This window comes from Clostridium cellulovorans 743B (assembly GCF_000145275.1).
Lineage (GTDB): Bacteria > Bacillota > Clostridia > Clostridiales > Clostridiaceae > Clostridium_K > Clostridium_K cellulovorans.
Genome location: NC_014393.1, coordinates 4,362,466 through 4,388,818 on the forward strand (window position 1 = coordinate 4,362,466; position 26,353 = coordinate 4,388,818).

Consider the following 26,353-nt stretch of genomic DNA (forward strand, 5'->3'; position numbering starts at 1 on the left):
CAAAGAGTCCTTTGAAGAAATTCTTTATACAATTTGCTGCTTTTTTAATGGCATTTCCTATTTTCTTAAAACAGTTTGCTACAAGAATTAAGTTTTTAATGGTAAGTTAGTAACTATGCTGAACTCACTTTATCTTTAAATATTTACATAATAATTAAATAACCACACATATCAAATTATAAATAAAAAAATACCCAGTAAATCTTTTTTATGATTATACCAGGTTAAACAAGTATTACCTTGTTATAGTTTTAATTAAATTTAAGCAACTTAGGATTTATTATCAATTCTTTTTCAACTTGCAAAGCAATTCCCGTCATTGTTGTAATTCCATAAACACCGAGAATTTTAGGTTTACCTTCCAACAATCTTCCATCTTCTTTGCAATACCAATTTGAATTAATTCCAATCCTATAAAATCCATAATCCAAATTTTCTTCATATTCAGATATCCCAACATTACCTACAGTATAAAATAAACCTTTGTTCCAATAACTTATATCCACAATAGCTGGCCTTATTAATAGTTGTGAATAATTAGGGTTATAATCACCTATATCAAGTTTAGTAGTTTTATTATTAAAAATAAATATAACATTTTTTCCCTGTACAAAAGTATCATGTTCGATATGATCTATATTTGTCTTTAGAACCTTACCATAAAAAAAGATGTTCTCTCTAGGACTTAAAACAAAAATGTCTCCCACTTTCAACTCTTTTTTTGTTTTTTTTATTAATCGTAATTGATAATCCTTAGGTTTCATTTGATCTAAAGCATCTAATTTTTGTCTTATCTCTACTATTTGCTCAGAATATCTTTTTTTCCATTCACTTGATATTGGATTTTCATTGGCTTTATTAATCATATGTATTCCTCTTTCTATTTTAATTTCTTAATGAAATTCTCAGCCCATTGCAAAGCTTCAGGATAATACTTTGAATTGGGACTTATGCTGTTCATCTTATTAATTGCATTTGCAGGACCATTTTCAATTAGATATTGCTCTATAGCCCTAGCTTGGTTTCTAGTAAGCCCATTAACTTGTTCAACTAAATTATCAAAGCCTTTGCCATTATAGTTATGCTGATATAATCGCTTAGCTAATTCTTGTTTAGTAATTCCTGTATACACTTCTTCTCCATTTTTAATTCCATAGTATACAATATCCTCTGCATCCCCTTTATTTAACCATTTTAGAGTATCCTCTGAGATAGAGCTACTTTCTACCACTTTACCCCCAGGCAACATCCTAGAAGGATCCCTAATATAATCTTCACCCTTCAATACAGTTCCATTAGGATCAACTACAAAGTCTGGCTTAAATACGTCCACATTACACTTGTTATGAACGAATACCCCAGCCTCTGAAACAAAATATGTATGCCAATCAGCCACCTCAAAATTATATACCTTTACTGGCTTACCTAGTTTCTCCACTGTAACCTTGCTAACTTGCGTTATCTTACCAGACGCTAAAAGAACCCTATCTCCTTCCTTCAGCTCCCCTGCTGGTATCCATCCCTTATCTTCTACCCAGAATGGATGATTTTCTGTAGTATCAATTTTATTACCTTCTATCTCTAGATGTACTAAAGTATCAACTTCTTTTATAAAAACATTCTTTACTTCTTTATAGTCTTGTTCCCCTGTTTCAGCATTCCTAGAAAGAACCTTATCTCCTATCTTTATTTCATCTATAGGTTTATTTCCTTGTTCAGTAATTATTCTTGTACCTGCTACAAAACAACCACCTTTATCTCCATTAGGCAACATCCTAGAAGCATCAGTAATATAATCTTCAGCCTTTACTATAATTCCACCAGGTGCAGATATAAAGTCAGCTTTACTTAGACCTTTCTCTAGTGCTTTAGTTACATCTACTGCATTTCGCCCATCTCTTACCAAGTCTATAGCTTTATCTGTTGCATTAACAACCTCAAAAGCCTTTTCCGCCTTAACTGCATATTTTCCTACCTTTGCAGCATCACCAACAAATGGTATCATCGATGCAAAGCTTAAAGCTGCATCTACTGTGTTTCCTCTTGCTAAAGATATTACTCCATTAACACCATCTAGTACATCACCAACAATTGGTACAAATCCAGCTATATCTAAAGCCAACTGTACTCCGTCTAGGATTTGCTCCTTGTATTCATAAGCTTTGCTTACAACATACTGAGCACCTTCACAGCCCTTCTTCACCGTATCAATTACCGTTCTGACCACTTCATTTGGATAATTTATCGTAGAAATTATCGGCTCTGCTAGCTGTTCCACCCTCTCAATGGTGTTAGAAACAACCTCTTTAGCTTCATCAATCTTTTCCTCTGCATAAGATACAAAATTATCTACAGTTTCTTCCGCCGAACTATACCAGCTACTTACCTTATCACTTACATAGTCATAGGCATTTGATACAGCATTTGTTACATAAGATAGTGCTTTAGATCCATAATCTACTACCGTATCCACAACATCACTAACAAAATCTTTTACCTTTGAGACTGCATTATCAAGCCAACCTGGCCAATGTCCACTTGGATCCGTATACATCATTGGATTATTTACTGCATAAGCATACCTGTTTAAAGTGAGTGGCTGCATTACATTGCCTAAATAACTATCCCTTGTTAGGAATCTTCCTGTCTCTGGTTCATAATATCTTGCTCTTAGATACTGTAAGCCACTAAGTCTATTATAATCTTCTCCATTATATCCGTAGAAGTTTTCATAATGAGTCTTACTATCTCCCCAGAAGCCTCCATGTTTTACTTCTCCATATGGATTGTAGTTATATTTATCCGTTACTTGTTCAAATATATTTGATACTTGTGCTACACTGCCTCTTCCATCATATAAATAGAAGGATGAGTCTGACCATATATGGAAGTATGCTGTTAAGCTATCTTCTGATATTCTATCTAGACCATAGGTGTAAGCATTTGTATAAAATCCATGTTCATCTGAAGTCATTAATACTTCTGCATTATCTAAAGATACATCATTTACATAATTGATTATCTCATAGTTTTGTGGGAACAGTAGTGGGGTTTGTTTTCCTGGATTACTTGGGTATTTTGATTTTTTATACCAGCCTAGATGGTTGCCGTTGTTGTCTTCATTATCATGCCCATAACCATAACCATTATTGTTGCTGTTGCTTTTTCCGTCGCCATATCCATTGCCATTATTTTTGCCATATTCCCCATTTTCTTCGTCGTTCTTGTTGTTGACGCCACTTTGTCCACTTTTATAGCTGATGCTCTTATCTTGCTGAGTTTCGTTACTGCTCTTAGCTACACTATAGTTTTCATCGTCATTACTATCGCCACTATTTTCTTTGCTACTTTCGCTGGTTTCTACCTTATCTTCCCCAACTCCAGTATTAGATTTTTCTCCTGGCAAGGCTCCAGAAGCAGCTTCCTTATTGTGTTTTGACGTTCCAAAGAGTCCTTTGAAGAAATTCTTTATACCATTTGCTGCTTTTTTAATGGCATTTCCTATTTTCTTAAAACAGTTTGCTACAAAGTGAGCTGCTGCTTTTATTCCATCTGCACACTTACCAAATACAGTTTTGTTAGACTGTTCTGATTCTGATGAATTTGATGAATCTGAATTATCTTCTGATTTTTCTTGGTTTCCTTTTTCATCATCCTTTGTTTCTGTTTTACCATTATCAGTTTTGGAACCTTCTTCTCCAACCTTTCCAGCATTTGTATCCTTATTTTGCTGGTTTGTTGTATCAGTAGTGTTGCTATTTGTAGAACTCTCTCCAGTAGTTTCTGTATCTAAATCCAGAACTACCTCTATCCTTCCAGTTCCAAAATCGTAGTAGCCTCCATCGTAATAATTGAAGGGATTTCTGATTTCAAAACTCCAGTGTATTCCACCACCATATTTATAGGGATTCCACCATTGATTATCTTTAGGATTATGGTTATGACCTGTATTATCTTTAGGGCAATGATGACCGTGGCCGTGCCCTGAATTGTTACCATTTTGTCCATTATTACAATCATCTTTAGGTTTATTTCCACTATTGCTTCCAGAATACTCCTTAGTTTTATCTTTACCATCATTCCCTGAGTCTTCCTTGGGCTTGTCCTTATCTTTTGAATCACTGCCATTGTTACTTCCTGAATTATCCTTTGGTTTGTCGTTATCCTTAGGGTCACTTCCATTATTGTTCCCTGTTGAATTATTTCCACCAGGATTATCATCATGATTACTATCTGGCTTATATGGCTGTGGTTTAAAGAAGATTCCATAGGTTGAAAATAATCTATTTCCATCACTATCGTATCCAAAGGTAAGCACCTCTCCATTAGGGTTCGTAAGTTGGATTAATCTGTCCTCTAAATCATACTGATAATACTCTGTTTTCTGTCCAGGATAAATCTTCTTGATTCTATTTCCATTCTTATCATACTGATACTTTATATTAGTACCTTCAGTCTTTTCACTTATCAGTTCGTCGGCAGCATTGTAATTATAAGTAGTAGACTCAGTTCCATGATTATCCTTTACTTCTACTGCTATACGATTTCCTGCTTTATCATAGCTATACTCATATTTCTTAGCTTCAAACTTTAAACACTCGCCATACTTTTCCTCAGTGAAGGATATGATTTCATTGGAACCATCATAACTATAGGTTCTTATATAACAATCATAGCCTTGAGTAGCTTTTTCCTTTACTATATTTCTAGCTTTGTCATATTGATATTCAAAGCTTGATATAACTTTTCCATGCCAGCTTATATTTTCAAGCTTTGTTATTCTATCAGCTTCATCGTAAGAGTAAATTACTTTAGTTCCATTTGGAAGCAGTGCTTCTTTTCTTCTTCCTGCACTGTCATAAGAATAAAAAGTTTTTTCACACTTCCAGTTTTCTACGAAAATCAATCTATCTAATTCATCATAGTTGTACCTTACAAACTTACCATCTGGATATGTAATCTTAGATTTTCTTCCTAAACTATCAAAGCTATATTTAACCTTTTCTCCTGTTGAGAAAGAAACGGAAGTGAGTCTTCCCATTTTGTCATAACTGTAATTTGTATCTCCTTCTGGTCCCTTTAACTTAGTACGATTTCCACTTATGTCATACTCATAGCTTACATCTTCATCTTTTACCGTTGCGCCCTTTGAATCTCTATATTCTTTTGCAACAAGCCTGTTAAGCTTATCATAATCGTAATTTGTTTTTGTTCCATCAGGTTTTGTATAGCTTGATAAAGTCCCTACTGGGTTATAGGTAAAGCTTTCTTTTTCTCCAAGAGGATTAGTCACAGATGTAACTCTTCCCACTTTATCATAAGAATATTTTGTCTCATTTCCATTGCCATTTACCATAGAAACAAGATTGCTTGACTTATCATAACCATATTTAGTTTCGCTTCCTCTTGGGTCAGTTGCTTTTACTACTCTATTTAGCTGATCGTAATCATAAGAAGTTTTATTATTGTTTCCATCTATTACAGAAGCTAAATTCTGATTTTTATCGTAATCATATTTAGTAACTCCACCTACTGGATTTGCTACTTCTGAAACCAAGTTAAGAGCATTATATTTATATGAAGTTTTGCTTCCTATAGGATTTGTAACTGAATCAACCAAGTTATTTTTATTATAGGTATAACTAGTTGTTTCACCTAAAGGATTTGTAACTGCTTCAAGATTATTTGTAGCATCATAACTGTACTTATAATCTCTATTGCCAGGCTTTGTTACCTTGGTTACATTTCCTAAGGAATCATATTCAACCTTTGTAACCTTACTTTCTGGATCTGTCATCTTATTGATTCTATCTAAAGCATCATACTCATAGAAATTTATATTTCCATTTGCTTCTTTTATGGAACTAAGGTTTCCTTCGCTATTGTATTTATAAGAAGTTACATTTCCTATGGTATTCTTTTCTGTTAACAGCTTATGCATCTTATCATAAGTATAAGTTGCTATACTTCCTTCTGAATCCTCTAGCTTTGATAAATTGCCTAATTCATCATAAGTAAATTTCTTTGAATATCCTTCTGGGTCAGTTATAGAGGTTATCCTTTGAACTTTATCATAAGAATAACTATAGTTTTCACCCATAGGATTGATTTTAGAAATAAGCCTATCATTTAAATCATATTGAAATTCTGTTACTCCGCCTAAAGGATCTACGTTCTTTGTTTGAAGACCATGCTTATTATATTCATAGCTTGTCTTATTTCCTTTAGCATCAATTTCTGCAATGATATTATTTAAGCTATCATACTGATATTGAGTGTCAAAGCCTAGACCATCTACCTTCATCTCTAATCTGTTTAAGGCATCATATTTATACTGAGTGATGTTGTCCATAGGGTCTTGGACTTTTATTAAGCTTCCTCTAGGGTCATAGGATAACTTTGTTGTATTACCCTTTTCATCAGCAAAGCTTATAAGCCTATCCAATGGATCATACTGATAATTCTTTGATGCACCTTTTGCATTAGTAACTTGGATTAAGTTTTGATTTTTATCATATGCATAAGAGGTTGAATTATCTAATGGGTCTATTACTTTAATAAGATTTCCAATATCATCATAGTGATATTGATATTTTTTACCTGCTAATTCTATTTTTCCTGTTATCCTGTTTAATCCGTCGTAAGTTATAGTTGTAACCTTGCCTTCAGGATCTGTAACCTTTACCACCCTATTTCTTTTGTCATATTCATAGGTAGTTTTATTTCCATCAGCATTAACTTTTTCCGTTATATTTCCTAATAAGTCATAGCTGTATTTTATAGTTCTTCCCAATACATCTTTTTGTTCTATAAGCCTTCCTTTATCATCATAAACATTAGTAAGCTTATTATCAGCGTTATCTTCCTTACTTAGCACTCTCCCCATGCTGTCATAGCTATAACTTTTCCTTAAGCCAGCAGCATCAGTGGATGAAATCAATCTATTGCTTTCATCGTATTCCATAGTAACTACGTCACCATTTGGATATATAAGGCTAGTCAAGTTTCCGTTTTTATCGTACTTCATTTGGACAACTTCATCTAAAGCATCTGTTACTTTAGTTTGATGGTTGTTACCACTGTATTCGTATCTAGTTTCCTTACCTAAAGGATCTATCATCTTAGCTACATTACCAGCTTTATCGTAAACATACTGAGTAATATTTTTAAGAGGATCTACTGAAGATATTAATCTGTTTAGACCATCATAATTGTAGATTTTTTTATCTCCGTTAGGTGAAGTTTCTGATTTTAGGTTTCCATTTAAGTCATATTCATAGGACTTAGAGTTTCCAAGAGGATCAATAACTGTTTCTAAGTTTCCTATGTCATTATAATTATATTTAGTAGTTTTTCCTTCTTCATCGGTTAAGGAAGTTACCTTGTTTCTTGCATCATAAGTATAGCTTACTACGTAGCCTAGTGGATCCTTTGTACTGATTAGATTGCTGTTGCTATCATAGTTATAGTGATATTCTCTATCAAGACTATCTTTAATGTAAGAAATTCTACCTAGTTTGTCATAAGTAGTATCCGTAATAACCCCATTTATATCTGTTAATTGTACTAACCTATATAGGTTATCATACTTATATTTTTTCACGTTACCATCTGGCAATGTTAATTCTAAAAGATTCCCTTGGCCATCATACTTATTTACTAAGGTTTGACCCTTTGCTCCAATTGCTTTTTCAATCTTATTTACTGTGTAATTATAAGTGTAAGTAGATTTATTACCCTTAGGGTCTGTTGTGGAAATAATATTACCTAAAGGATCTCTTTCATAGGTTGTCTCACCTTGTTCTGCGTCTATTATCTTTATAAGTCTGTTTAATTTGTCGTATTGGTATCCTTTAGCATATCCTTCTTGATTGATTTCTTCTACTTTATTTCCATTTGCATCATAGTTGTAAGTAGTTTTGTTTCCAAAAGGATCTATTGCTTTAACTATTCTGTTTAAGCTATCATACTGAAAATTTGATACGTTTTTGTTACCATCAGTTACTGAAGCCTTGTTACTATTAGCATCATAAGTATATGTTACTATTCCACCATCAGGTAATGTGGTACTTAACTCATTTCCTTTTGCATCGTAAGCTATTCTTGTGATTTTTCCTAAAGGATCTTCTATAGAAATAACTTTCCCCATAGCATTGTAGTAATACTTATATACATTTCCTTTGGCATCTGTAGCTTGTGATACATTTGCTCCATCGTATTCATATTTGTATATACTTCCCTCTGGATCTTTTGCGGAAATCACCTGATTTTTATCATTGTAGGAATACTCAAAGGTATTGCTATCTGCCCTTGTTATTTTTAACAGATTTCTATTGCTGTCATAAGCCATTGTGGTAGTATTACCTTCAAAATCAGTTATAGCTATTGGATTATCTCTATCATCATACTGAAAAAGCTTTACCTTACCATCATATCTACTTTCCTTAGTTTTATTTCCTCTACTATCATACTCATAAGTTGTAGTATGACCTAAAGCATCTGTTGAAGTTTTTACATTGTTATTGCTGTCATAGGTAATTGCTTCTTCTGTTCCATCAGCTCTTACAGTTTTAGTTATTCTATACTGAGAATCATAATAGTATTGAGTTTTATTTCCATTGGCATCTATTGCTTCAGAGTAGCCATTATTGTAGCTTATGGATACTTTTTTACCTTGAGCATCGGTTTGCACAGTAACACGACCTTGCTCATCGTAAGTATTAGTTACAACAATATTTCCTTTTGCATCAATAAAAGAAACCATTCTTCCGTTGCCATCATATTGGTACTTTGTTTCATTTCCATTAGCATCTATATAAGAAACTAAGTTTCCACTTCCATCATAACTATATCTTAAGCTACTGCTACTTGGTAAAGTGATGCTACTGATTCTTCCTTCTCCATTTAAAGCTATTGTAAAAACTTTACCTGAAGGAGAAGTTATACTGGTTAGCTTATAATCTTCATTATAAGTAAGCTTTGTAGTATTGCCTTTTTCATCTATTTCAGAATCTAAAAGTCCCATTTTAGTGAACAAATACGTAGTTATACCATCAGTTATCTGATAGCCTATATTTTTTCTACTTTCATCGTTGACTAAAGAAAGTTTTAGATTTTCCCCTGCTGGCCCACTATAGCTCCCATCAGGATTTCTTCTATAGTAAATTGTACTTCCATCACCTTGACTAAATACTATGGTTCTATCCTTAAGTATTGATAAAGATTTGTTAAAATTGAAATCCCATCTTGAACCAAAATACCCGTCATGGCTGTCTCCTATAGAATTATAAGTTCTCTTTATTAGAAAATTTCCGTTATAATCTGCTGCACTAGCGTCATCAGCTTCATATAGAAAATTACCAGTAAGAAGATTTATTGGTTCAAAACCATAAATACAATGTTTCTTTCTTCCCATAAGGGCACTATCTATTTCTTTTTTTCTCGCATCTGTCAAGGACGGAGGTGTATATGGTTTACCTGCATTTGTCTTAGGATTTCTTATAAATAAAGTATTTCCTTCAATAAGTAGAGTATCTCCAACCTTGTTATCACTCATAATCACAGAGTTAGGAACTCCATAAAAACTTGCTATATACGGTATTGTATCCTTAGCTTGAATTTGATAAATCTGAAAATAATCACTGTAACTAGGGCCAGCAGTTTGACCATTTAACTTGGCAGTTACCATGATTCTATATAACCTATCCAACTTTGGTGTTAATATCTTATCTGCTTGCCAGTTACTATCCTTACCTTTATGCACATAGGCATTAGGAAAAATGCTTGAATACATAGTTCCATCTGGATACTTATAAACATATTCAGCAGGTACAGTTCCTTTATAATCAGGATTTTTAACATCTAGCTGATAGTCTACTTTTGCAGTTGGTTTTACTAGTCCATCAACAGTTATTCCATCAACTCTTAAAGAACCCTCACTATCATGCTCAGTGATTGGTCTTAAATTAACAGTGGATAGTCCAAAGGGCATTGTAGTATCTACCCCGTCTACAAACTCATAAATAATATCAACCTTTGGCCTATTTCCCTCATATTCATTATTTTGTGTTGCAAAGGTTTCACATTGTTCTGTCTCATTTAATCCTTGCAAAACAATTCCATTATTCGGTTTACCATTTATCCAATCGTTGACTAAGGACTTAATATCCCAGCTTATAAAACCAACACCACTATTTATAATTGCTGAAGAATAAAAATCCTTATTTTTAGGCTGATTATTCCAAGTAAGTGTGCTTATATCATAACCATCATTTACACCGTATAATCCAATCTCCCTTGGAGCATCGCTAAACTTAGTATATTTATATAATTGAAGATTTGCTGATACAATAGTTGCTCCTTGTGGAACCTTAGATGCAACATCAAACTTAACATAAGTTCTAGTTTTCTGAAATCCATTGATAATATAATTGTTATTCCCTGAAGCAACTCCATCATCCATACCCACATAGGTATACCCATTGTTTAAAGTATTAGTGTCTGGAGAATTTTCTTCTGCTGAGGCTACGTTAAAATCAGAATTATAAAAGCTTACAGCTGGGTCAATCTTTACTGGATACGCTCTTTCTGGAGACTTAAGCCAGTTTTCGTCTACGGTTACAGTAACAATATCCTTAGCAAATAATCTCTTTTCTAATTTTATTTTTAAGTTACTATTAATTTTTCCAGAGGCATCTGTCATTACAGGCGCATTTAATATAATAGTAGGTTCTTTTTTGCTTGGCTCATATCCTCTTATAGAATTAAATTCTTCTTTTAAGTCTAGCCCTTTTGCACTAACTTCATACTTAAAGGTAAATTTATCAACATAATGATTAAGAATAATATCTTCTTTAACAGCATCACTATTTACAGTGTACTGATAATCTATTCCTTGAAAAACATCATTATATAAAATTGCATTTTCCTTAGCTGCACTCCTTGAAAAATCCCCTTCAATAGGAAATAAAGTGATAACTGCTTTTCCTTTTTCTATTGCTATTCCTTTGTCCTTAGTTATTTCCGTAGGAAATTCAACCTGATAATCATTAGCTTTATTTTTATAACTTTCTTCCTTCTCATTTAAAGCTAGCGTATTATCAACCTCTTGATAATTTCCACTTTCATCTTTAAAATTCACTTTGTCAAAATATATTTCTTTTACTTCTGTTTTTTCATCAAGCTTATAGGTTTTACTATTAGCTGTTCTTTTGCTTACTACTTCTTTATCTTCACTATAGGTTTCATCTTTCTCTTCTTTAGCTACACTTGGTTTTCTAAGATCCTTTGTAGTTGTGCTTTCTGTTTCTTTTGCAGTTTCTATTTTTTCATTTATCTTGTTTATGTCTTCTCCATAATACTGACCTTTTTCTTGTATTGCTGATATATTTCCAGCTGCATATACAAAGGCTTCATTAAAAGAAAATAAAAGATTAGAGAAAATTAGAAAGATACACGTGACTCTTATTAAGACATTACGTTTCATTTTACACCCCCTGATAATTACATATATGCACCATTATAGTTATAATATTACAAATTATCAAGTTAAAAGCAAGTTATTGCGTTATTTTCCCAAAATCTATCTACATATTTTCATTAAAAAGGATATTATCTCTTAAAATAAGCAAATACCCCTAATGACAATTAATATATGTCATTAGGGGTATTTGCCGTTAATTTATATATGTTGCAAGAAAGTCGCTTCATAACTTATATAATATAAACCATTTAAAAATCCTTTTACCCAAAAATCAATTGATTTAACCGATGAAATCTATAAGGTTCTTGAATTATATACAATAGAGCTAACCCACAGATTACCAAAAAAACTATAATCATTATTAAACATGATACACCTATATTTATAATTTTATTGTTTCTAGACTCAACAATATTGCTATCATTAGTAAGCTTTAGAATGATAAAATATCCAATAATACCTGTTAAGCCTAATAATATACAACGACTAGCATTTAATTTTCCACGTCTGTTAATATTTTTAATTGACCATATTATCAACAGCAGCCAAGACAATAAAAAGGTGAAGATTCCCGCTCCAATATATATACTACAATTATCTGTATTGGCAGAAGTTTTTACGCCTGTTTCTAGTAAGTATCTAATATTGTTTGACGTTACTTCATGTCCAAATCTATTCCAATAATACTGATCTTCTATTGTTTCAGGATAACTATACTTTACTTCTCCGGCAAATGTTTCATGGCTAGTATTCCAATCGAAGTTTTGTGGTAATTCCTTTATCGCTACATATGTAAGTTGATTATTGCTTTCATCTTTAAAAAGTTCTTTCATATAAGCATCAACTCTAATGATTCCTCCATTTATTAACTTTTGTTCTATTTCCTTAGTTTGAGCATTCATACTATCAAATCTTCTTCGATAGTCTTGTTGAACAAAAATCGATGTTATAAACAATATTAGAGATATTACTAACAATATTAGTGATGCAAATAAGGTTTTATAGGAAAATATTTTTTGAAGCTTTACTACTTGATTTACTTCATCTCTTAACTGAAATTCTTCACCAAATCTTTCTATAGCCATCCTAATACTTTCCTCTTCAGAAAACCCGTTTTCTTGAAGTTCCTTTGCAGTTTCCACTAAATGAATCCGCATTTCTTGTTTTAAGTCTTCTGTTTCCATTGATGAATCACTTGTACTCTTATATATAGAATTCAAATATTTATCAATACTATCCATTTTTATTCGCCTCCAAAAACTTATCTATTATTCTTTTAAAAAATTGCCATTCATCTTTAGCATTTTCTAAATATTTTTTACCTTCATCAGTTATATGATGGTATCTTCGCCTTCCTCCGCCACTTTCTGAATCATCCCAGTATGATTCTATAAGCTTGTTATTTTCAAGCCTTTTTAAAACTACATACATTGTCCCTTCTTTAATTTCAAAGGTTTCTTCGCATATATTTTTTATCTTTTTTACAATATCATAACCATACATATCTTCAATTTCCAACAAACTTAATATTATGCTTTCAATATATCCTTTTATCATTTCCTTGTTTATTTGAAACATTTTACCACCTCATTAACATCATATCATAAACTACTCTATAGTGTAAAGTAGTTTATGCTATGATGTTATTACCCTTTATATATTCTAAAAAATTAATTCCTAAGTTCGTTTGAAATAAAAACAGGCAGTACATGATGAACTTTATATTCATCATATACTACCTGCATTTTTGCTGAAATTTTTATTGATTTAATACCTCTTCCTTTACTTCAACATTTTTCTTTTTTAGAAAACCATCTGATAACGACATAAGTGCCGGTATCACTATTGGAAGCAAGATAAAGCTAAGAAGGAATAATCCTATAACAACACATATAGCTAATTCCATCAGTACAACTACATTTGATGGATAAAGTGTAGCAAAGGTTCCTGCTAGTATTATAGCTGCCGACATTACTACTCCACCTATATTTTTTGATGCAATAACTATAGCTTCCTTTTGTGATAGGTTATTATATTCTTTATAGCGCATCATAAGGAATATGCTATAATCTACACCTAGTGCTGCTATCATAACAAAGGAGAAGAATGGAACATTCCAAGCTAACCCATCCTTAGCACTACTAAATAGTAGCTTAGAAATAAATGCTGTTGCTAATAATGAAGTATAATATGCTGCTATCAATGATCCTATTATATATACTGGTATCCAGAAGGATCTTATTACGATAATCAATAATATAAAGATAGCTATTAAAACTATTATCTGTGTAAAGGTTATATCGTGAGTAGCGATATTCTTCAAATCATAAGAAGCTGAAGTTGAGCCTGCAATTCCAACTTTTGCATCTGAAAGCTTTGTACCCTTTAATTGATTTTCAGTGAAAGTATTTATATCCTTTATAAGATTAATTGAATCATCTGCATATGGCTCTGTCTCCAAAGTCACAGTGAATTTAGCTATTTTTCTATCTTTGGACATATACATATCAAGCATTTTAGTTATTTCAGCTTTATCAAAAGCTTCTTTAGGAATATAAAAACTCTTGGTGCTTGTAAGCTGAGTTAGGAATTCATCACTCTTGTTAATACCATCGGATATAGCATTTAATCCATCACTGCTTTTACTTAATCCGTCCTTTAACTGTGTCATTCCATCACTTAGTTTACTTAATCCATCATATAAGGCATCCTGTCCTGTTTTGATTTTTCCGGCACCATTCTTTAATTGTGCCATACTTTCTATAACTTGTTTTTGTCCAGCACTGCCTTTTTTTAATCCATCAGAAAGTGCTTTTGCTCCATTCTCAAGGTCATTTATTCCTGTAAATAGCTGCGACTGAGAATTCGTACCCTCTATTATTTTCTGAAATTGTTCATTAACCTTTGATAAGCTAGATGTAAGTGTATCATAATTAGTATTTGCCGTATTTATACCTTTTGTAAGGTTATCTAATGCCTTAGATAACTGTTCAATAGTTTCCTTCAAGGCTTTCACATCAGGATCTCCTGGGAATTTTCCATCCAAATTCGTAATGCTTGTATCCATCGCTGTTACAAACTGCTTTATTTCTCCTATTGATACTGGTAAACTTTTATAACCTTGTCCTAAATCAGTGTAACCTTTATTTATTTTTGTAATATTGCTTGAAATGGCTTGCAGTCCACCATTTAATTTTGATATACCACCCTTAAGCTGTTCTATACCCGAAGCTAAGTTATCTGCACCCTTAAGCTGTTCTATACCCGAAGCTAAGTTATCTGCACCATTAACACCTTGACTTATACCATCATTTATTTTACTTAGTCCTGCTGTTATAGCATCCATTCCGTTTTGAAGTTCTCCTGTTCCATTTGAGAGATCCTTTACTGGTGAAAGATCAGGAATAGATAAACTATTGTTCATGGTAGTAAGACCATCTTTTACTTTTTTAACTCCATCATTAGTACTAGATAATCCACTGGCAACAGTTTTAGTTTGACTATTTGTATATAAGTCTTCTATCATTTCTCCTTTCGGCTGAGTAGGTCCATAAACTTCTTTTATTCCTTCTAATTTCTTTAATTTTTCTGTTAAGTTATCTATAACTGCTAAATCTTCATTATTCCCCATAGCTTCATCATTTTCTAAAACTATAGTAGTCTGCATAACTTTGCCAGCACCAAACTTATCTACGACAATATTGAACCCTTGTACTGAAGGATTACTAGTACTTAAATCCTTTATGCTATCAAAGGATAATTTAGTTGTATTAAAAATAATTGTTGGCGCAAGTATAATTGCTACAATAAGCAAAGAAAGTACTGGATGTTTAACAGAAGCTTCTGCTGCTTTGCCCCAAAATCTGCTTTCCTTATGCCCTTCTGCATTTTTTGAAGGCCAAAATAGTTTTCCACCAAGAATCTTCATAAGTAAAGGTGTAAATGTCATAATTTCTATCAAAAGAGCTGCTATTCCTATAGCAACTGCATTTGCTGACCTATAAACAGGAAACTTTACAAAGGATAAACTTGCAAAAGCCATTAAAACAGTTAATCCACTATATATTATTGTTTTTCCTGCTGTCTTATAGCTAGTTACAACTGCTTCATCTATTGATAATCCGTGTGAAAGTTCTTCCTTAAATCTGTTGAATAAAAGTATGTGATAATCAGTTCCTATTCCAAACAATACTAAGATAACGAACATTTGAGTAAAGCTAGTAACCGGAAAGTTGAACTGATGAATAAGTATACCTATTATCCCCATAGAAGATAAATAAGAAACACCTACAGCTAAAAGACTTACTATAGGAGTAACAACAGAACGAAACATTAATATTAAGACAATCAATATAAATCCAATTGTTATTATTCCACTTTTGTCAACCCCCTTACCAACGTCACTTGTATAATCATTGTTTATAGCAAGAGAACCTGTTATATAATGCTTTACCTTAACATCTTCAATCTCCTTATCAAAATCATTTATTACCGTTTTGTTATCTCTTGTACCTTTTTCAAAGGAAACTTGTACTAATATCGTAGTTTCATCCTTAGAAATTAATTGATCCTTAGCTTCTGTAGTTTTGAAAGGATCTATTATGTTAGTTATTTGAAGCCTATCCTTACTTTCATTTAATCTATCTATACTTTTCTCAATATCTTTCATTTCATCATCTGAAATTTTATTCTCATCGTTAAACACTATTAACAATGAATCACCCTTAGAGGTTCCCATTTTATCTAACATCTTTGACGCTATTATAGATGCTTCCGTATCTGGGATTGTTGCTTCTCCTTTTTCATTAAGAATTTGTTTCAAATTTGGCTGGTTTATTGTAAATAAGATTGTTGCTACAATCCAAATACTCAATATTACCCAGCGATGCTTTAATATTTTCTTCATAAAAACATTCCTCCCTCTTAAATACTTTTCTCTTTTTCAACTGGTGTTTAGTATTTCAAATCCAATACATACAGATAAAAACAATCATAGCAACAAAATTGTATATATTATCAAAATCAGACACTCGTTGAACTTTAATCATATATGCATTATAATAAAATTACTTTTTATATGAAATCATCAGTTTTTCGTTAAATGTACAAAATAGTACAGTGCAGTTTTTTTTGTATGATTTTAAAGAAAAAATTTTTTAGGAGTTCAATTATGAGTGAAAAAGCAGAATATAAAAGTGCTATCCGTTCAAGGAGATTGATTAGAGAGGCATTCATTGAATTAATACAAGAAAAAGATATAGAGAAAATCACAGTTACTGATATTATTAACCGTGCTGATATTAACCGAGGAACCTTCTATGCCCACTATCAAGATATTCGAGCACTTATGGAACAGATATCCAATGAAATAATTGGAAAAATGTTTGAATTTTTAGGTGAATTCAGCCACAAAAACTTTTTTCAAAACCCTTTACCTCTTCTATTAAAAATCTCAAGTTGGCTTGAAGATGATGTAGAATTTTATAAAACTCTTATCAATTCAAGAGGTTCTGAACATTTTCTTATAAAACTAAAAGAAATCCTTGTTGATTATATGAAAACTAATAGTGATTTTCCAGAGCATGCAAAAAAGTCACCTCAATTTTCCATTCACGCACATTTTTTTGCAGGTGGCATCATTAATTTATATGAGGTATGGCTCCGTAGTGAAATAGATAGCTCACTTAAAGAAATCTCACAGGAAATCAGTATGATTTTTGTTAACTATTCTAATCTATTTTGCCAGAAAAAATAATTTAAGTTGATTACTCTAATATCATGTAATATAATATAAACAGCATTAAAAAGTTAATATAACTATGTACGGTTGGGCAAATTTGGTTATTTGCTTTCAAGCAATTTTAGTTTCTGGGGTGGGAAACTCGTTTTGAGTTTTCCCACCTTTTTTATTGCATTTTTTTAATATATAAGTTTCATAAAGAATCATATTTAGTTAAACGCTTTTATTTTAACTGAGGTTTTAGGGAAATATAATATATGGAGGAAAACACATATGAAAAATACAAAATATCATAAGAAATTAAACCTATTTTCTAAGTTTTTTAAGAATGAAGCTTCTAGTGGCTTGCTTCTACTACTTTGTGCAATAATAGCAATGATTATTGCAAATTCTAGTTTTGCTACAAAATATAATGATATTCTTCATACTTATCTTACTATCGGCTACAAGAAATTTTCTTTATCTATGTCAGTGCTTCACTGGATTAATGATGGATTAATGGTCATATTTTTCTTAGTAGTTGGTATGGAAATTAAACGAGAAATACTGTTTGGAGAACTTAAATCTTTTAAAAAGACCATACTCCCTATCTCCGCTGCAATAGGAGGTATGATTGTTCCAGCGATTATTTATGCGTTGGTTAATTATAAAGAACCTACTATAACTGGATGGGGAATTCCAATGGCAACAGATATTGCTTTTGCTTTAGGAATACTTGCTTTAGTAGGAAAAAAAGCTCCTAAAGGAATAGTCGTATTTCTTACTGCTTTAGCTATAGTTGATGATTTAGGTGCTATTATTGTAATTGCTATATTTTACACTAGCCAAATTTCCTGGACTGCTTTTATTATTGCCCTAATTATTTTGGCGACTCTTATACTTGCTAATAAACTTAATGTTAATTTTGTACCTATTTATATTATCGGAGGTATACTTTTATGGATTTGCTTATTGAAATCAGGGATACACGCAACCATTGCTGGTGTGCTGCTTGGGATGGTGTTGCCTTCTGGTAAGAATGATGCTGAATTTGAAACTTCAATTTTATACAAACTTGAAGAGACTTTAACGCCATGGTCTTCCTTTGTAATTATGCCGATCTTTGCATTAGCTAACTCTGGTATAACTGTTGATATTAATATTCTTTCGACAATCATATTAACACCAGTCAGCTTAGGCGTTATCTTTGGTCTATTTATTGGAAAACAAATAGGTATTTTTGGAGTTTCATATATTTTGGTTAAACTTAAAATAGCAAAACTTCCCCATGAAGTAACTAAACGTCATTTATATGGTGCCAGCGTACTTGGAGGTATTGGATTTACTATGTCTATCTTTGTTGCTTCCTTATCCTTTTCAGATGAAGCCATGTTGTCCGCTGCTAAAATAAGTATTATTATTGCTTCTATATTGTCTGCAATATTAGGCGCACTAGTTTTTTCTCTTATAAAATTGCAAAGCGAGAAAACAAAAGAGTCTATATAAAAACTTTGCATATTGGGGTTTATAAGATTATTTATGCATTTTGATAAAATCGTATAATTTATGCAGTAAATTTGATATTTTATAATAAGTAACTTTATATTTTTAAAAAATAGTTATTTTTTTATGCATTTTATAAAATTTAAAATATTATTCTATAATCCAACTGATTTTAAGATAGTTTACCTTTATCGAAATATAGTGTATGCTGTATTTATTTATAAGTGAATATCTGAGATAGAGGCGCGAACTTTAATAGTAAAACTGTGGAGCTAAGCACGATGATGCAGTTTGAAAGGAAATTTCGCCGAAGTATGCAACTAATCGCTTTAAGGTTGTACTACTGGTTTTACATAGAATATATGTAAGACTGTCACAAACTTATTTGTGGAGAGCTATTATTCTTTGTATGATAAACTTGTTTGTATATTATGTATGCAAACATGCTTAAATACCCTGAGTGTAGCCTCAGGGTATTTTTTTATTCTATCTTCAGTAATTCGCTTATCGGAAAAACTACCGATAAGGAGGATAAACATGAACATAACAAATGAAAAAAATTCAGATTCACCTGAATTAAAAAGAACACTGCAATCAAGACATCTGAACATGATTGCTATGGGTGGTGCCATTGGAACAGGAATTTTCCTTGCACTTGGGGATACTATTCATCAAGCTGGTCCTGGTGGCGCTCTAGTTGCTTACACTTGTATTGGCATAATGGTTTATTTTTTAATGACGAGCTTAGGAGAAATGGCTACTTTTATGCCTGTTGCAGGCTCCTTTGAAACCTATGCCTCTAAATTTATTGATCCAGCTCTTGGTTTTGCATTAGGTTGGAATTTTTGGTACAACTGGGCAATCACTGTTGCTGCTGAAATGGTCGCAGGAGCTTTACTTATGAAATATTGGTTTCCTGACGTACCAAGTATTATTTGGAGTGTTTTATTCTTAGTAATAATTGTAGTTCTTAACTTATTATCAGCAAAAGCCTATGGTGAATCAGAATATTGGTTTGCAGGAATAAAGGTAATCACAGTAATTATATTCTTAGTAATAGGTACTGCTACTATTGTTGGAATTTTAGGAGGAGAATCCATTGGTCTTCGTAACTTTACAATAGATGAAGCTCCATTTGTTGGAGGGCCTAAATCGATTTTCTTAATCTTCTTAATTGCCGGCTTCTCCTTCCAAGGTACTGAATTAGTTGGAATTGCTGCCGGTGAAAGTGAAAACCCTGGTAAAACAATCCCAAAAGCAATTAATACAATCTTTTGGAGAATTATAATTTTCTATCTAGGAACAATTTTTGTTGTAGGTGCAATTATACCTTATACACAAGCTGGAGTAGATGTAAGTCCATTTACAATGGTCTTCGAAAAAGCTGGAATTGCTGCCGCTGCTTCTTTAATGAATGCAGTAATATTAACTTCCGTATTATCTTGTGGTAACTCTGGTATGTATGCTTCTACTAGAATGCTTTATGCAATGGCTAAAGAAGGAAGGGCTCCTAGTTTCTTAGGAAAGTTAAACTCAAGAGGAGTTCCAATCAACGCATTAATTTTAACTACAGTTATTGCTTCAGCTTGTTTCCTAACAGGACTTTATGCTGAAAACACTGTATATGTGTGGCTTGTAGCTGCTTCAGGTCTTGCTGGCTTTATTGCATGGGCTGGAATTGCTTTATGCCACTATCGTTTCCGTAAAGCTTTTGTTGCTCAAGGTCGAGATATAAATAAACTAACTTATAAAGCAAAGTTCTTCCCATTAGGGCCAATCATTGCATTAATACTTTGTATAATCGTAATCTTTGGTCAAGGGATTAGCTACTTTGATGCAGATACAATTGATTGGAGTGGTGTAATCGCTTCTTATATAGGATTACCTATCTTTATTGGTTTGTGGTCGTACTATAAATTAAAACATAAAACAACTGTCATAAAGCTTGAAGATGTAGACCTTGAAATGGAAGAAACTGCTTCTCAGAATTCAGTGAAATAATGAAATATAATTCCTATGCTACATTTCTCTTAGTGGCATTATAAAGGACTTACTTTTGATAGTAAGTCCTTTAAATATATATAATGATTTAGTTTTCAATACCCGTAACTATTTCACATATGGTAAACTACTTATACCTCCAAGTAAATACTTTTTCAAGATAGCAAAATCCACGGCATTTACGGAATTATCCTTATTAAGATCTAAAATTGTATCATATGTACCTGATGAACTTAGCAGGAACTTTTTAAATAATGCAAAATCTAAAGCATTAACTTTTCCATCTTTGTTTATATCTCCATATAAAACTGTAGGTATATCCTCTGCTACTCTTATATAAGTTGTATCTGTTCTAAAGGTCGAAGCAGGTAATCCTTCTTTATTATAAAGATTAGTAACTGGTGAATCAGCCCAGCCAAATCTTACTGCTGTAGGGTTAGTTACTTTACTTGATGATACCACTACAGTGTCTCCACTGATTACAGCATCCGCTAAATAAAAGACATTATCAGAACCTGCAATAGCAAAGCCTGTTAATTTACCATCCTTCACTTCTACAGCCGGTGTTAAGCCTTGTTTTAAACCCACCATTAATCCACTACCTATTGAATCAAAACTTATTTTTATAGAATTTCCTTCTACCACCATTGATTTATATATAGGTCCAGAATAAATAATATTTTGGTTGTACACTTTTTTCTCAGCACTTAAAGCAGCTCTCAACCCAACATCCTGCTTATTGGTTGGATGTATATTCGCCGGATCTCCAACATCTGTGGTAACAACTAAACCTACATTTTTATCACTTAACATAGTCTTTAGCTGAGCCTCACGAATCTCCGCCAAACCATTCCAATTCTGAACTATATTCGTTTCAGATTGAAGAGTTCCATAAGCTGATATTTGAACAAGTATAAATGGAAGTTCCTTTATACCAAAGTTTTTACGCCAATCAGAAATAAGAGTAGGTAATAGTTTATTATATGTACTTTCTCCCCAGTTGCTTTCTCCTTGATACCAAAGTACTCCTTTTAACCCATATGGAACGACTGGCGCAATCATTCCATTATAAAGAACAGTTGGTGAAGATATTATATCTATGTCTGCCGTACCTGTTTTAATTTCATTTGAGGAATCTACATATTCAGGCATAGTCTGTAGACTTTCATAGCTAGTCCACTCTTCTGCCTTAGTTCCTCCCACAGCAGAAAAGACTACTCCAATTGGTACATTTAAATCCTTATTTAACTTTCTAGCAAAGAAGTATGCTACTGCTGATAAATTACTACTTGTACTAGGTGAACAAACCTTCCATCCTTCAGGATTTTCCATAGTTGCAACAGGTGCAGGACTTGTCTTCATAGGTACTGTATAGTAACGTATATTTGGATAATTTGAATTCTGAATTTCATTAGCTGCCTCTGCAGCTTCTTTTAATGTAAATGCCATATTAGATTGACCTGAACATAGCCATACGTCTCCAAAAAGAACATCAGTGATATTCACAGTTTCAACTCCAGCAACAACAGATATATTGTAAGGTTCTCCTGCTGAATGTTTTCCTATGCCTATCTTCCACTTTCCATCGATATCTGAAACTCCAGTGAAAGTTTCTGTACCTATGGTTACAGTTACATTTGTACCATGTTTAGCCCAACCCCATATAGCATTGTCTATATCCCTTTGAAGTACCATACCACTGCCGAACATCTGATTAACTAAAGGTTTATTTTCATAGGCTGGTAATGCAGTATATTTAATTGTTTGTTCAGCTTGCGTATCAATCAAAGATAAACCACGAGCAGTAACTTTTATTTCATAATCCCCAGCAGTACCTGGTACCCATACACAAGATAGACTGCTAGAATATTTGCTTATCTCTTTCCATTCACCGTCTACCTTTTTAACTTCAAATCTATACTGTGCAGCATCATCTGCTACTGCTGTAAAGTTGACAGGTATATCACATGGTTGGGAGCTTGTAGTACTAGTTGATAAATCTACCTTACTAACCTGTTTTCCATCGCCACCTATAAAACTTATATAATCAACAGCTATCCAACCCCAGCTTACGCCGATTGAAAATTCGTTTTTTCCAGCCTTTAGTTTTAATGGACCTACTATAACATCCTTCCACTGATCTGTTTGCTTAAAACTGCAATCTTTTACTTTTGTCTTATTAAGATACACTGGATTACTTTTATCTCCGCCAAAAGTTTTATATCTAATTACTACTGCATAAGAGCCACTAATTTGTATATCAGCAGTTACCTTCAAGGTATCTCCAGGAGCATCAAAACCCTGAACATAAGATTCACCTGACGCACTGCTATCTTTAGTAATATTTAATCCTGTCAGTGTTCCGTTTTCAGCTTCAAGACAAATATTATCTTTTCCTGATTTTGAAGGTATAGCACTTGGATCATATCCACCTTTAGATATTGCTATATTATCTAAATATATTGGTCCACAATAAGTTGTAGCAGTTGTAGCAATTTTGATTATAAAAGCCATGAAAGTTTTATCCGACAAACTATCAAAAGCTTTCGTTTTTGAACGAGTTACATGCAACTTGTTATAAGCTTTACCACTTATAGTAGTCTGTTCGCCACTATTAAGATCAATTCCACTATAATCACTAGTAAATAAATCATCTTGCCATTTCCAACTTGAATCCATTCCTGCTGTACCAATTATCAGTTTCTTGTCAAAATTAGTTGGAACAAATAGATCATAGTCAAGAGTATCGTAAGCTGAAAAGTCTTCTCCTGTTGCACCTAAATTCACCATAACACTTGCATCGTCCCAGGTCTTATTTGTAAAATTAGCGTTAATTTTTAATGCGCCATCATTGCCATCCATTTTTAAATCTTCGCTATACTCTATTGGTGCACTGACATTAGTATCAAAAGCACCTCCATTTGCAGCTGGATTTACAACATTCCAGCCCATGGTTGTACTATCATCAAAAGTGTACAGCAGCTTCTCATCTTCAGCAGCATAAGTCTTTATAGTTGGTATTGATATCATTGTTGTAATAACCGCTGCTGACATAAATAAAGAAACCATTTTTTTGATATTCAGTTTTTTTATCATTTTTCTCCTCCACAATATTTTATTTTTTTCATTTAAATGTAATAATCAAGTTTTAACATATATGTTCCTATCGTTGCAAAAAATTTCCAAGAAATAAAACATAACTACAAATCTAACGATAACTAAGTTATCTCACCTATTAACATTATTTACATTACATATGGCTAGATATGGTTAGTTCTATCACCTTTAAATTATCAATCTTAGCATGAAAAATATTAAATATAGGTAAAAATTTTACATAAATATCCGGAATACTTCCCAAAACATATGGTAATTTTGAAAATGTTAAGCTGCTTTTTTATGTAATTCTCAAATCTATTTCTTTCATACTAGATTCATATGTTAATTATATCATTAGCACTTGAATTCGTATAATAGTTATAATATTATACAAAGTATAAGCATTTACTTATAATACTTACAGATTTTCATTATTTTTGATAAAAATATTTACGGAGGAATCGTAAATGACATCACAACAAATAGAATATATTCTTGTGTTAGCAGAAGAACGTAATTTTTCCAAAGCTGCAAAAAGGCTTTTTGTAACACAACCTTCTCTTAGTCAATTTATTAGGAACTTAGAATACCAATTGAAAACGGTTTTATTTGATCGGAGCACTTCACCTCTAAAATTAACACCTGCTGGTGAAGCCTTTGTGAAAGCTGCTCGTAAAATACAAGCTATAGAGAATGAGCTGAATTATGAACTAGCAGACTTAAGTGATTTACAAGTAGGAGAACTAACAATCGGCACTTCTCCTTTTCGTGCATCATTCCTTCTCACTAAAAGTATCGCTGCATTTCATAAAAAATACCCAAGAATTAAATTAAATATAATTACTGATTCTATCAATGCACTAAGTAATTCACTACTTGAAGGCAATATAGATATTTGCATTGATACAAATATCTTTGATCCTAAGATATTTCAAGTTGAAATACTCTCAGACGAAACTTATTATTTAGCAGTTCCCAAAGGACATCCTTTTAATTTAGAGAGAGAAAATTTACAACTTACTCCTGAAGATATTACTTATGATTCAGATTACTACTACCAGGTAGATGCTTTGGATTTATCCCTCTGCGAAAATCACCCATTCATCATAGTTGAACCTGGTCAAAGTCCACATAATGTTTTTATAGAGATTTTTAAGGAAAGTAACATTAACCCAAATATTATTCTATATTCAAGCCAAATAGAAACAGCTTTTCATTGGGTTTTATCAGGAATCGCTTTTACTTTTATACCTGACACTTTAATACGTTTTGGCAATTATGCTGATCATCCCGTTTATTATAAATTAAATAATGAACATGCAACTAATGAAATTGTCTTTGCATCAAAAAAGAACCGTTATCTATCAAAAGCAGCACATGAATATATTGTACTTCTGAAGAAACTAATTGGACAAGGTACCTGGCTATAAACTACAATATCCAAATCCTAAGATTGTAAATTCTTTCTCCGCATCACACTCGGGTACTTTTATCTCAATAGTATGTATCTCTGCATCCTGTTCATCAAATACAAGCTTTGTCACTGGATTATCCCAACCCATACTATTGTACCCATTTAACAAAAGTTTCATCTTTCCGTCCACATATACTTCTACGGTACCTGTCTTAATATTACTACTTTCTTTATAAACTACAAATAGACTTCTACATTGAAGGTTAAACAAGAAACTTTCCATCGAAGCTCCTGCCTTACGTACCCAACCATTTTTCATTGCTGCAATTGTTTCTGTAGCTTTAAAGCCTCCAGTGGTATCTAAATTTGCATTTAAAGAATCAAGCATAACCATACTTTGAAACTGTAGTCCATAGAAAGCTTTTTCTGACAGCTTGTAGCCTGTATCCTTTGCTTTTTTATAAGCTGTTTCAAAATAGTGATTGATCATTTCTGTAATAAGGCTATGTCCCTGGTTGTTAGGATGCCCTAGATCATCAGAATAATCCTTCCAAGTAATCTGATTAGCATTTATTTCTGGTATGATTCCTTCTTTAATGCTGATCATCGGTAAATCATAATGAATTCCTATCTGCTTCATCTGCCCCTGACAGGTGTAACCTACTTCAGATACAGCAAATAATAGTATAACTATAGGTTTTGTCTTACTTGTTAACATTTTCGCAACCAATGCTTCAAAAGTTGCTCTACATAAATTATTCTTTGTATCATTAACAGCAAACTCAACAAATATAATGTCAGGTTCATATTCTAGTACATCTCTATCTGCACGGATTAGTCCCAATACAGAATCTGTGCCTGAAACTCCTGCATTTACATATTTTACATTATTTCCTACACCAAAATTTTTTGAAAAATAATTATATGATTTTATGGTAAAACATTCTTTCTCCTCAACCATAATTCCCTCAGTAATAGAAGCACCCAAATAGACTATAGTTACTTTTTCTCCTCTCATAGCCTTTTCCATTACAGTTTTAATACGATAATTATTACCTACATTAATCAAGGAATTTTCTGCTATTCTCTTTATAAGATCTTTATCATTAATCGCCATACTTTCACCTATCAAACT

11 protein-coding genes, 1 riboswitch and 1 other annotated feature are annotated in these 26,353 nt (G+C 32.4%); of the genes, 4 read left to right on the plus strand and 7 right to left on the minus strand.

From position 1 onward, the window contains the following. Window positions 1-251 precede the first annotated feature (251 nt). From CLOCEL_RS17965 to CLOCEL_RS17985, 5 genes are all read right to left on the minus strand, one after another. The gene (locus CLOCEL_RS17965) at window positions 252-866 is read right to left on the minus strand and encodes an immunity 26/phosphotriesterase HocA family protein (RefSeq protein WP_010073610.1); all 615 of its coding nucleotides are present in this window, start codon (window positions 864-866) and stop codon (window positions 252-254) included. 14 nt (window positions 867-880) lie between these two features. Continuing rightward, window positions 881-11,485: a polymorphic toxin-type HINT domain-containing protein gene (locus CLOCEL_RS22640; protein WP_013291929.1), complete on the minus strand. Its 10,605-nt coding sequence runs from the start codon at window positions 11,483-11,485 to the stop codon at window positions 881-883. Between the two features lie 257 nt (window positions 11,486-11,742). Beyond that, entirely contained in the window at window positions 11,743-12,723 is a 981-nt protein-coding gene (locus CLOCEL_RS17975; RefSeq protein WP_010073613.1) for a permease prefix domain 1-containing protein, read from the minus strand. Next, on the minus strand, window positions 12,716-13,060 hold the full coding sequence (locus CLOCEL_RS17980; protein WP_010073614.1) for a PadR family transcriptional regulator: 345 nt from the start codon (window positions 13,058-13,060) through the stop codon (window positions 12,716-12,718). Before CLOCEL_RS17980 ends, CLOCEL_RS17975 begins: the two co-directional genes overlap by 8 nt. Before the next feature lie 181 nt (window positions 13,061-13,241). Continuing rightward, window positions 13,242-16,388, minus strand: coding sequence for an MMPL family transporter (locus CLOCEL_RS17985; protein ID WP_010073615.1), 3,147 nt, complete (start codon window positions 16,386-16,388; stop codon window positions 13,242-13,244). 264 nt (window positions 16,389-16,652) lie between these two features. Between CLOCEL_RS17985 and CLOCEL_RS17990 the strand changes: the two genes are divergently transcribed. The 3 genes from CLOCEL_RS17990 (at window position 16,653) to CLOCEL_RS18000 (ending at window position 20,705) form a co-directional block, all read left to right on the plus strand. Beyond that, entirely contained in the window at window positions 16,653-17,237 is a 585-nt protein-coding gene (locus tag CLOCEL_RS17990) for a TetR/AcrR family transcriptional regulator (protein ID WP_010073616.1), read from the plus strand. 70 nt (window positions 17,238-17,307) lie between these two features. Beyond that, window positions 17,308-17,365: a sequence feature (sodium ion sensor (DUF1646 type); this cis-regulatory element may regulate processes involved in with the transportation of sodium ions), on the plus strand. A 130-nt stretch (window positions 17,366-17,495) separates the two neighbouring features. Continuing rightward, window positions 17,496-18,707, plus strand: a complete 1,212-nt coding sequence (nhaA, locus tag CLOCEL_RS17995; protein ID WP_010073617.1) for a Na+/H+ antiporter NhaA — start codon at window positions 17,496-17,498, stop codon at window positions 18,705-18,707. Between the two features lie 227 nt (window positions 18,708-18,934). Then, a riboswitch (Lysine riboswitch) is annotated at window positions 18,935-19,110 on the plus strand. A 131-nt stretch (window positions 19,111-19,241) separates the two neighbouring features. Continuing rightward, complete coding sequence (locus CLOCEL_RS18000) at window positions 19,242-20,705, plus strand: amino acid permease (RefSeq protein WP_010073618.1); 1,464 nt, start codon at window positions 19,242-19,244, stop codon at window positions 20,703-20,705. Between the two features lie 108 nt (window positions 20,706-20,813). On the opposite strand, the gene CLOCEL_RS18005 is transcribed toward CLOCEL_RS18000, so the two are convergent. Then, entirely contained in the window at window positions 20,814-23,801 is a 2,988-nt protein-coding gene (locus CLOCEL_RS18005; RefSeq protein ID WP_010073619.1) for a CBM35 domain-containing protein, read from the minus strand. A gap of 470 nt (window positions 23,802-24,271) precedes the next feature. On the opposite strand from CLOCEL_RS18005, the gene CLOCEL_RS18010 reads away from it, so the two are divergent. After that, the gene (locus CLOCEL_RS18010) at window positions 24,272-25,234 is read left to right on the plus strand and encodes a LysR family transcriptional regulator (protein ID WP_010073620.1); all 963 of its coding nucleotides are present in this window, start codon (window positions 24,272-24,274) and stop codon (window positions 25,232-25,234) included. Here the strand turns inward: CLOCEL_RS18010 and CLOCEL_RS18015 are convergent. Then, on the minus strand, window positions 25,229-26,335 hold the full coding sequence (locus CLOCEL_RS18015) for an SGNH/GDSL hydrolase family protein (RefSeq protein WP_010073621.1): 1,107 nt from the start codon (window positions 26,333-26,335) through the stop codon (window positions 25,229-25,231). The genes CLOCEL_RS18010 and CLOCEL_RS18015 overlap by 6 nt on opposite strands. Window positions 26,336-26,353: the final 18 nt, after the last annotated feature.

Coding starts and splice junctions, on each gene's coding strand:
- CLOCEL_RS17985 (WP_010073615.1), bottom strand. CDS start 16,388: ATGAAGAAAATATTAAAGCATCGCTGGGTAATATTGAGTATTTGGATT.
- CLOCEL_RS17965 (WP_010073610.1), bottom strand. CDS start 866: ATGATTAATAAAGCCAATGAAAATCCAATATCAAGTGAATGGAAAAAA.
- CLOCEL_RS18015 (WP_010073621.1), bottom strand. CDS start 26,335: ATGGCGATTAATGATAAAGATCTTATAAAGAGAATAGCAGAAAATTCC.
- CLOCEL_RS18010 (WP_010073620.1), top strand. CDS start 24,272: ATGACATCACAACAAATAGAATATATTCTTGTGTTAGCAGAAGAACGT.
- CLOCEL_RS17975 (WP_010073613.1), bottom strand. CDS start 12,723: ATGGATAGTATTGATAAATATTTGAATTCTATATATAAGAGTACAAGT.
- CLOCEL_RS17990 (WP_010073616.1), top strand. CDS start 16,653: ATGAGTGAAAAAGCAGAATATAAAAGTGCTATCCGTTCAAGGAGATTG.
- nhaA (WP_010073617.1), top strand. CDS start 17,496: ATGAAAAATACAAAATATCATAAGAAATTAAACCTATTTTCTAAGTTT.
- CLOCEL_RS18005 (WP_010073619.1), bottom strand. CDS start 23,801: ATGATAAAAAAACTGAATATCAAAAAAATGGTTTCTTTATTTATGTCA.
- CLOCEL_RS18000 (WP_010073618.1), top strand. CDS start 19,242: ATGAACATAACAAATGAAAAAAATTCAGATTCACCTGAATTAAAAAGA.
- CLOCEL_RS17980 (WP_010073614.1), bottom strand. CDS start 13,060: ATGTTTCAAATAAACAAGGAAATGATAAAAGGATATATTGAAAGCATA.
- CLOCEL_RS22640 (WP_013291929.1), bottom strand. CDS start 11,485: ATGAAACGTAATGTCTTAATAAGAGTCACGTGTATCTTTCTAATTTTC.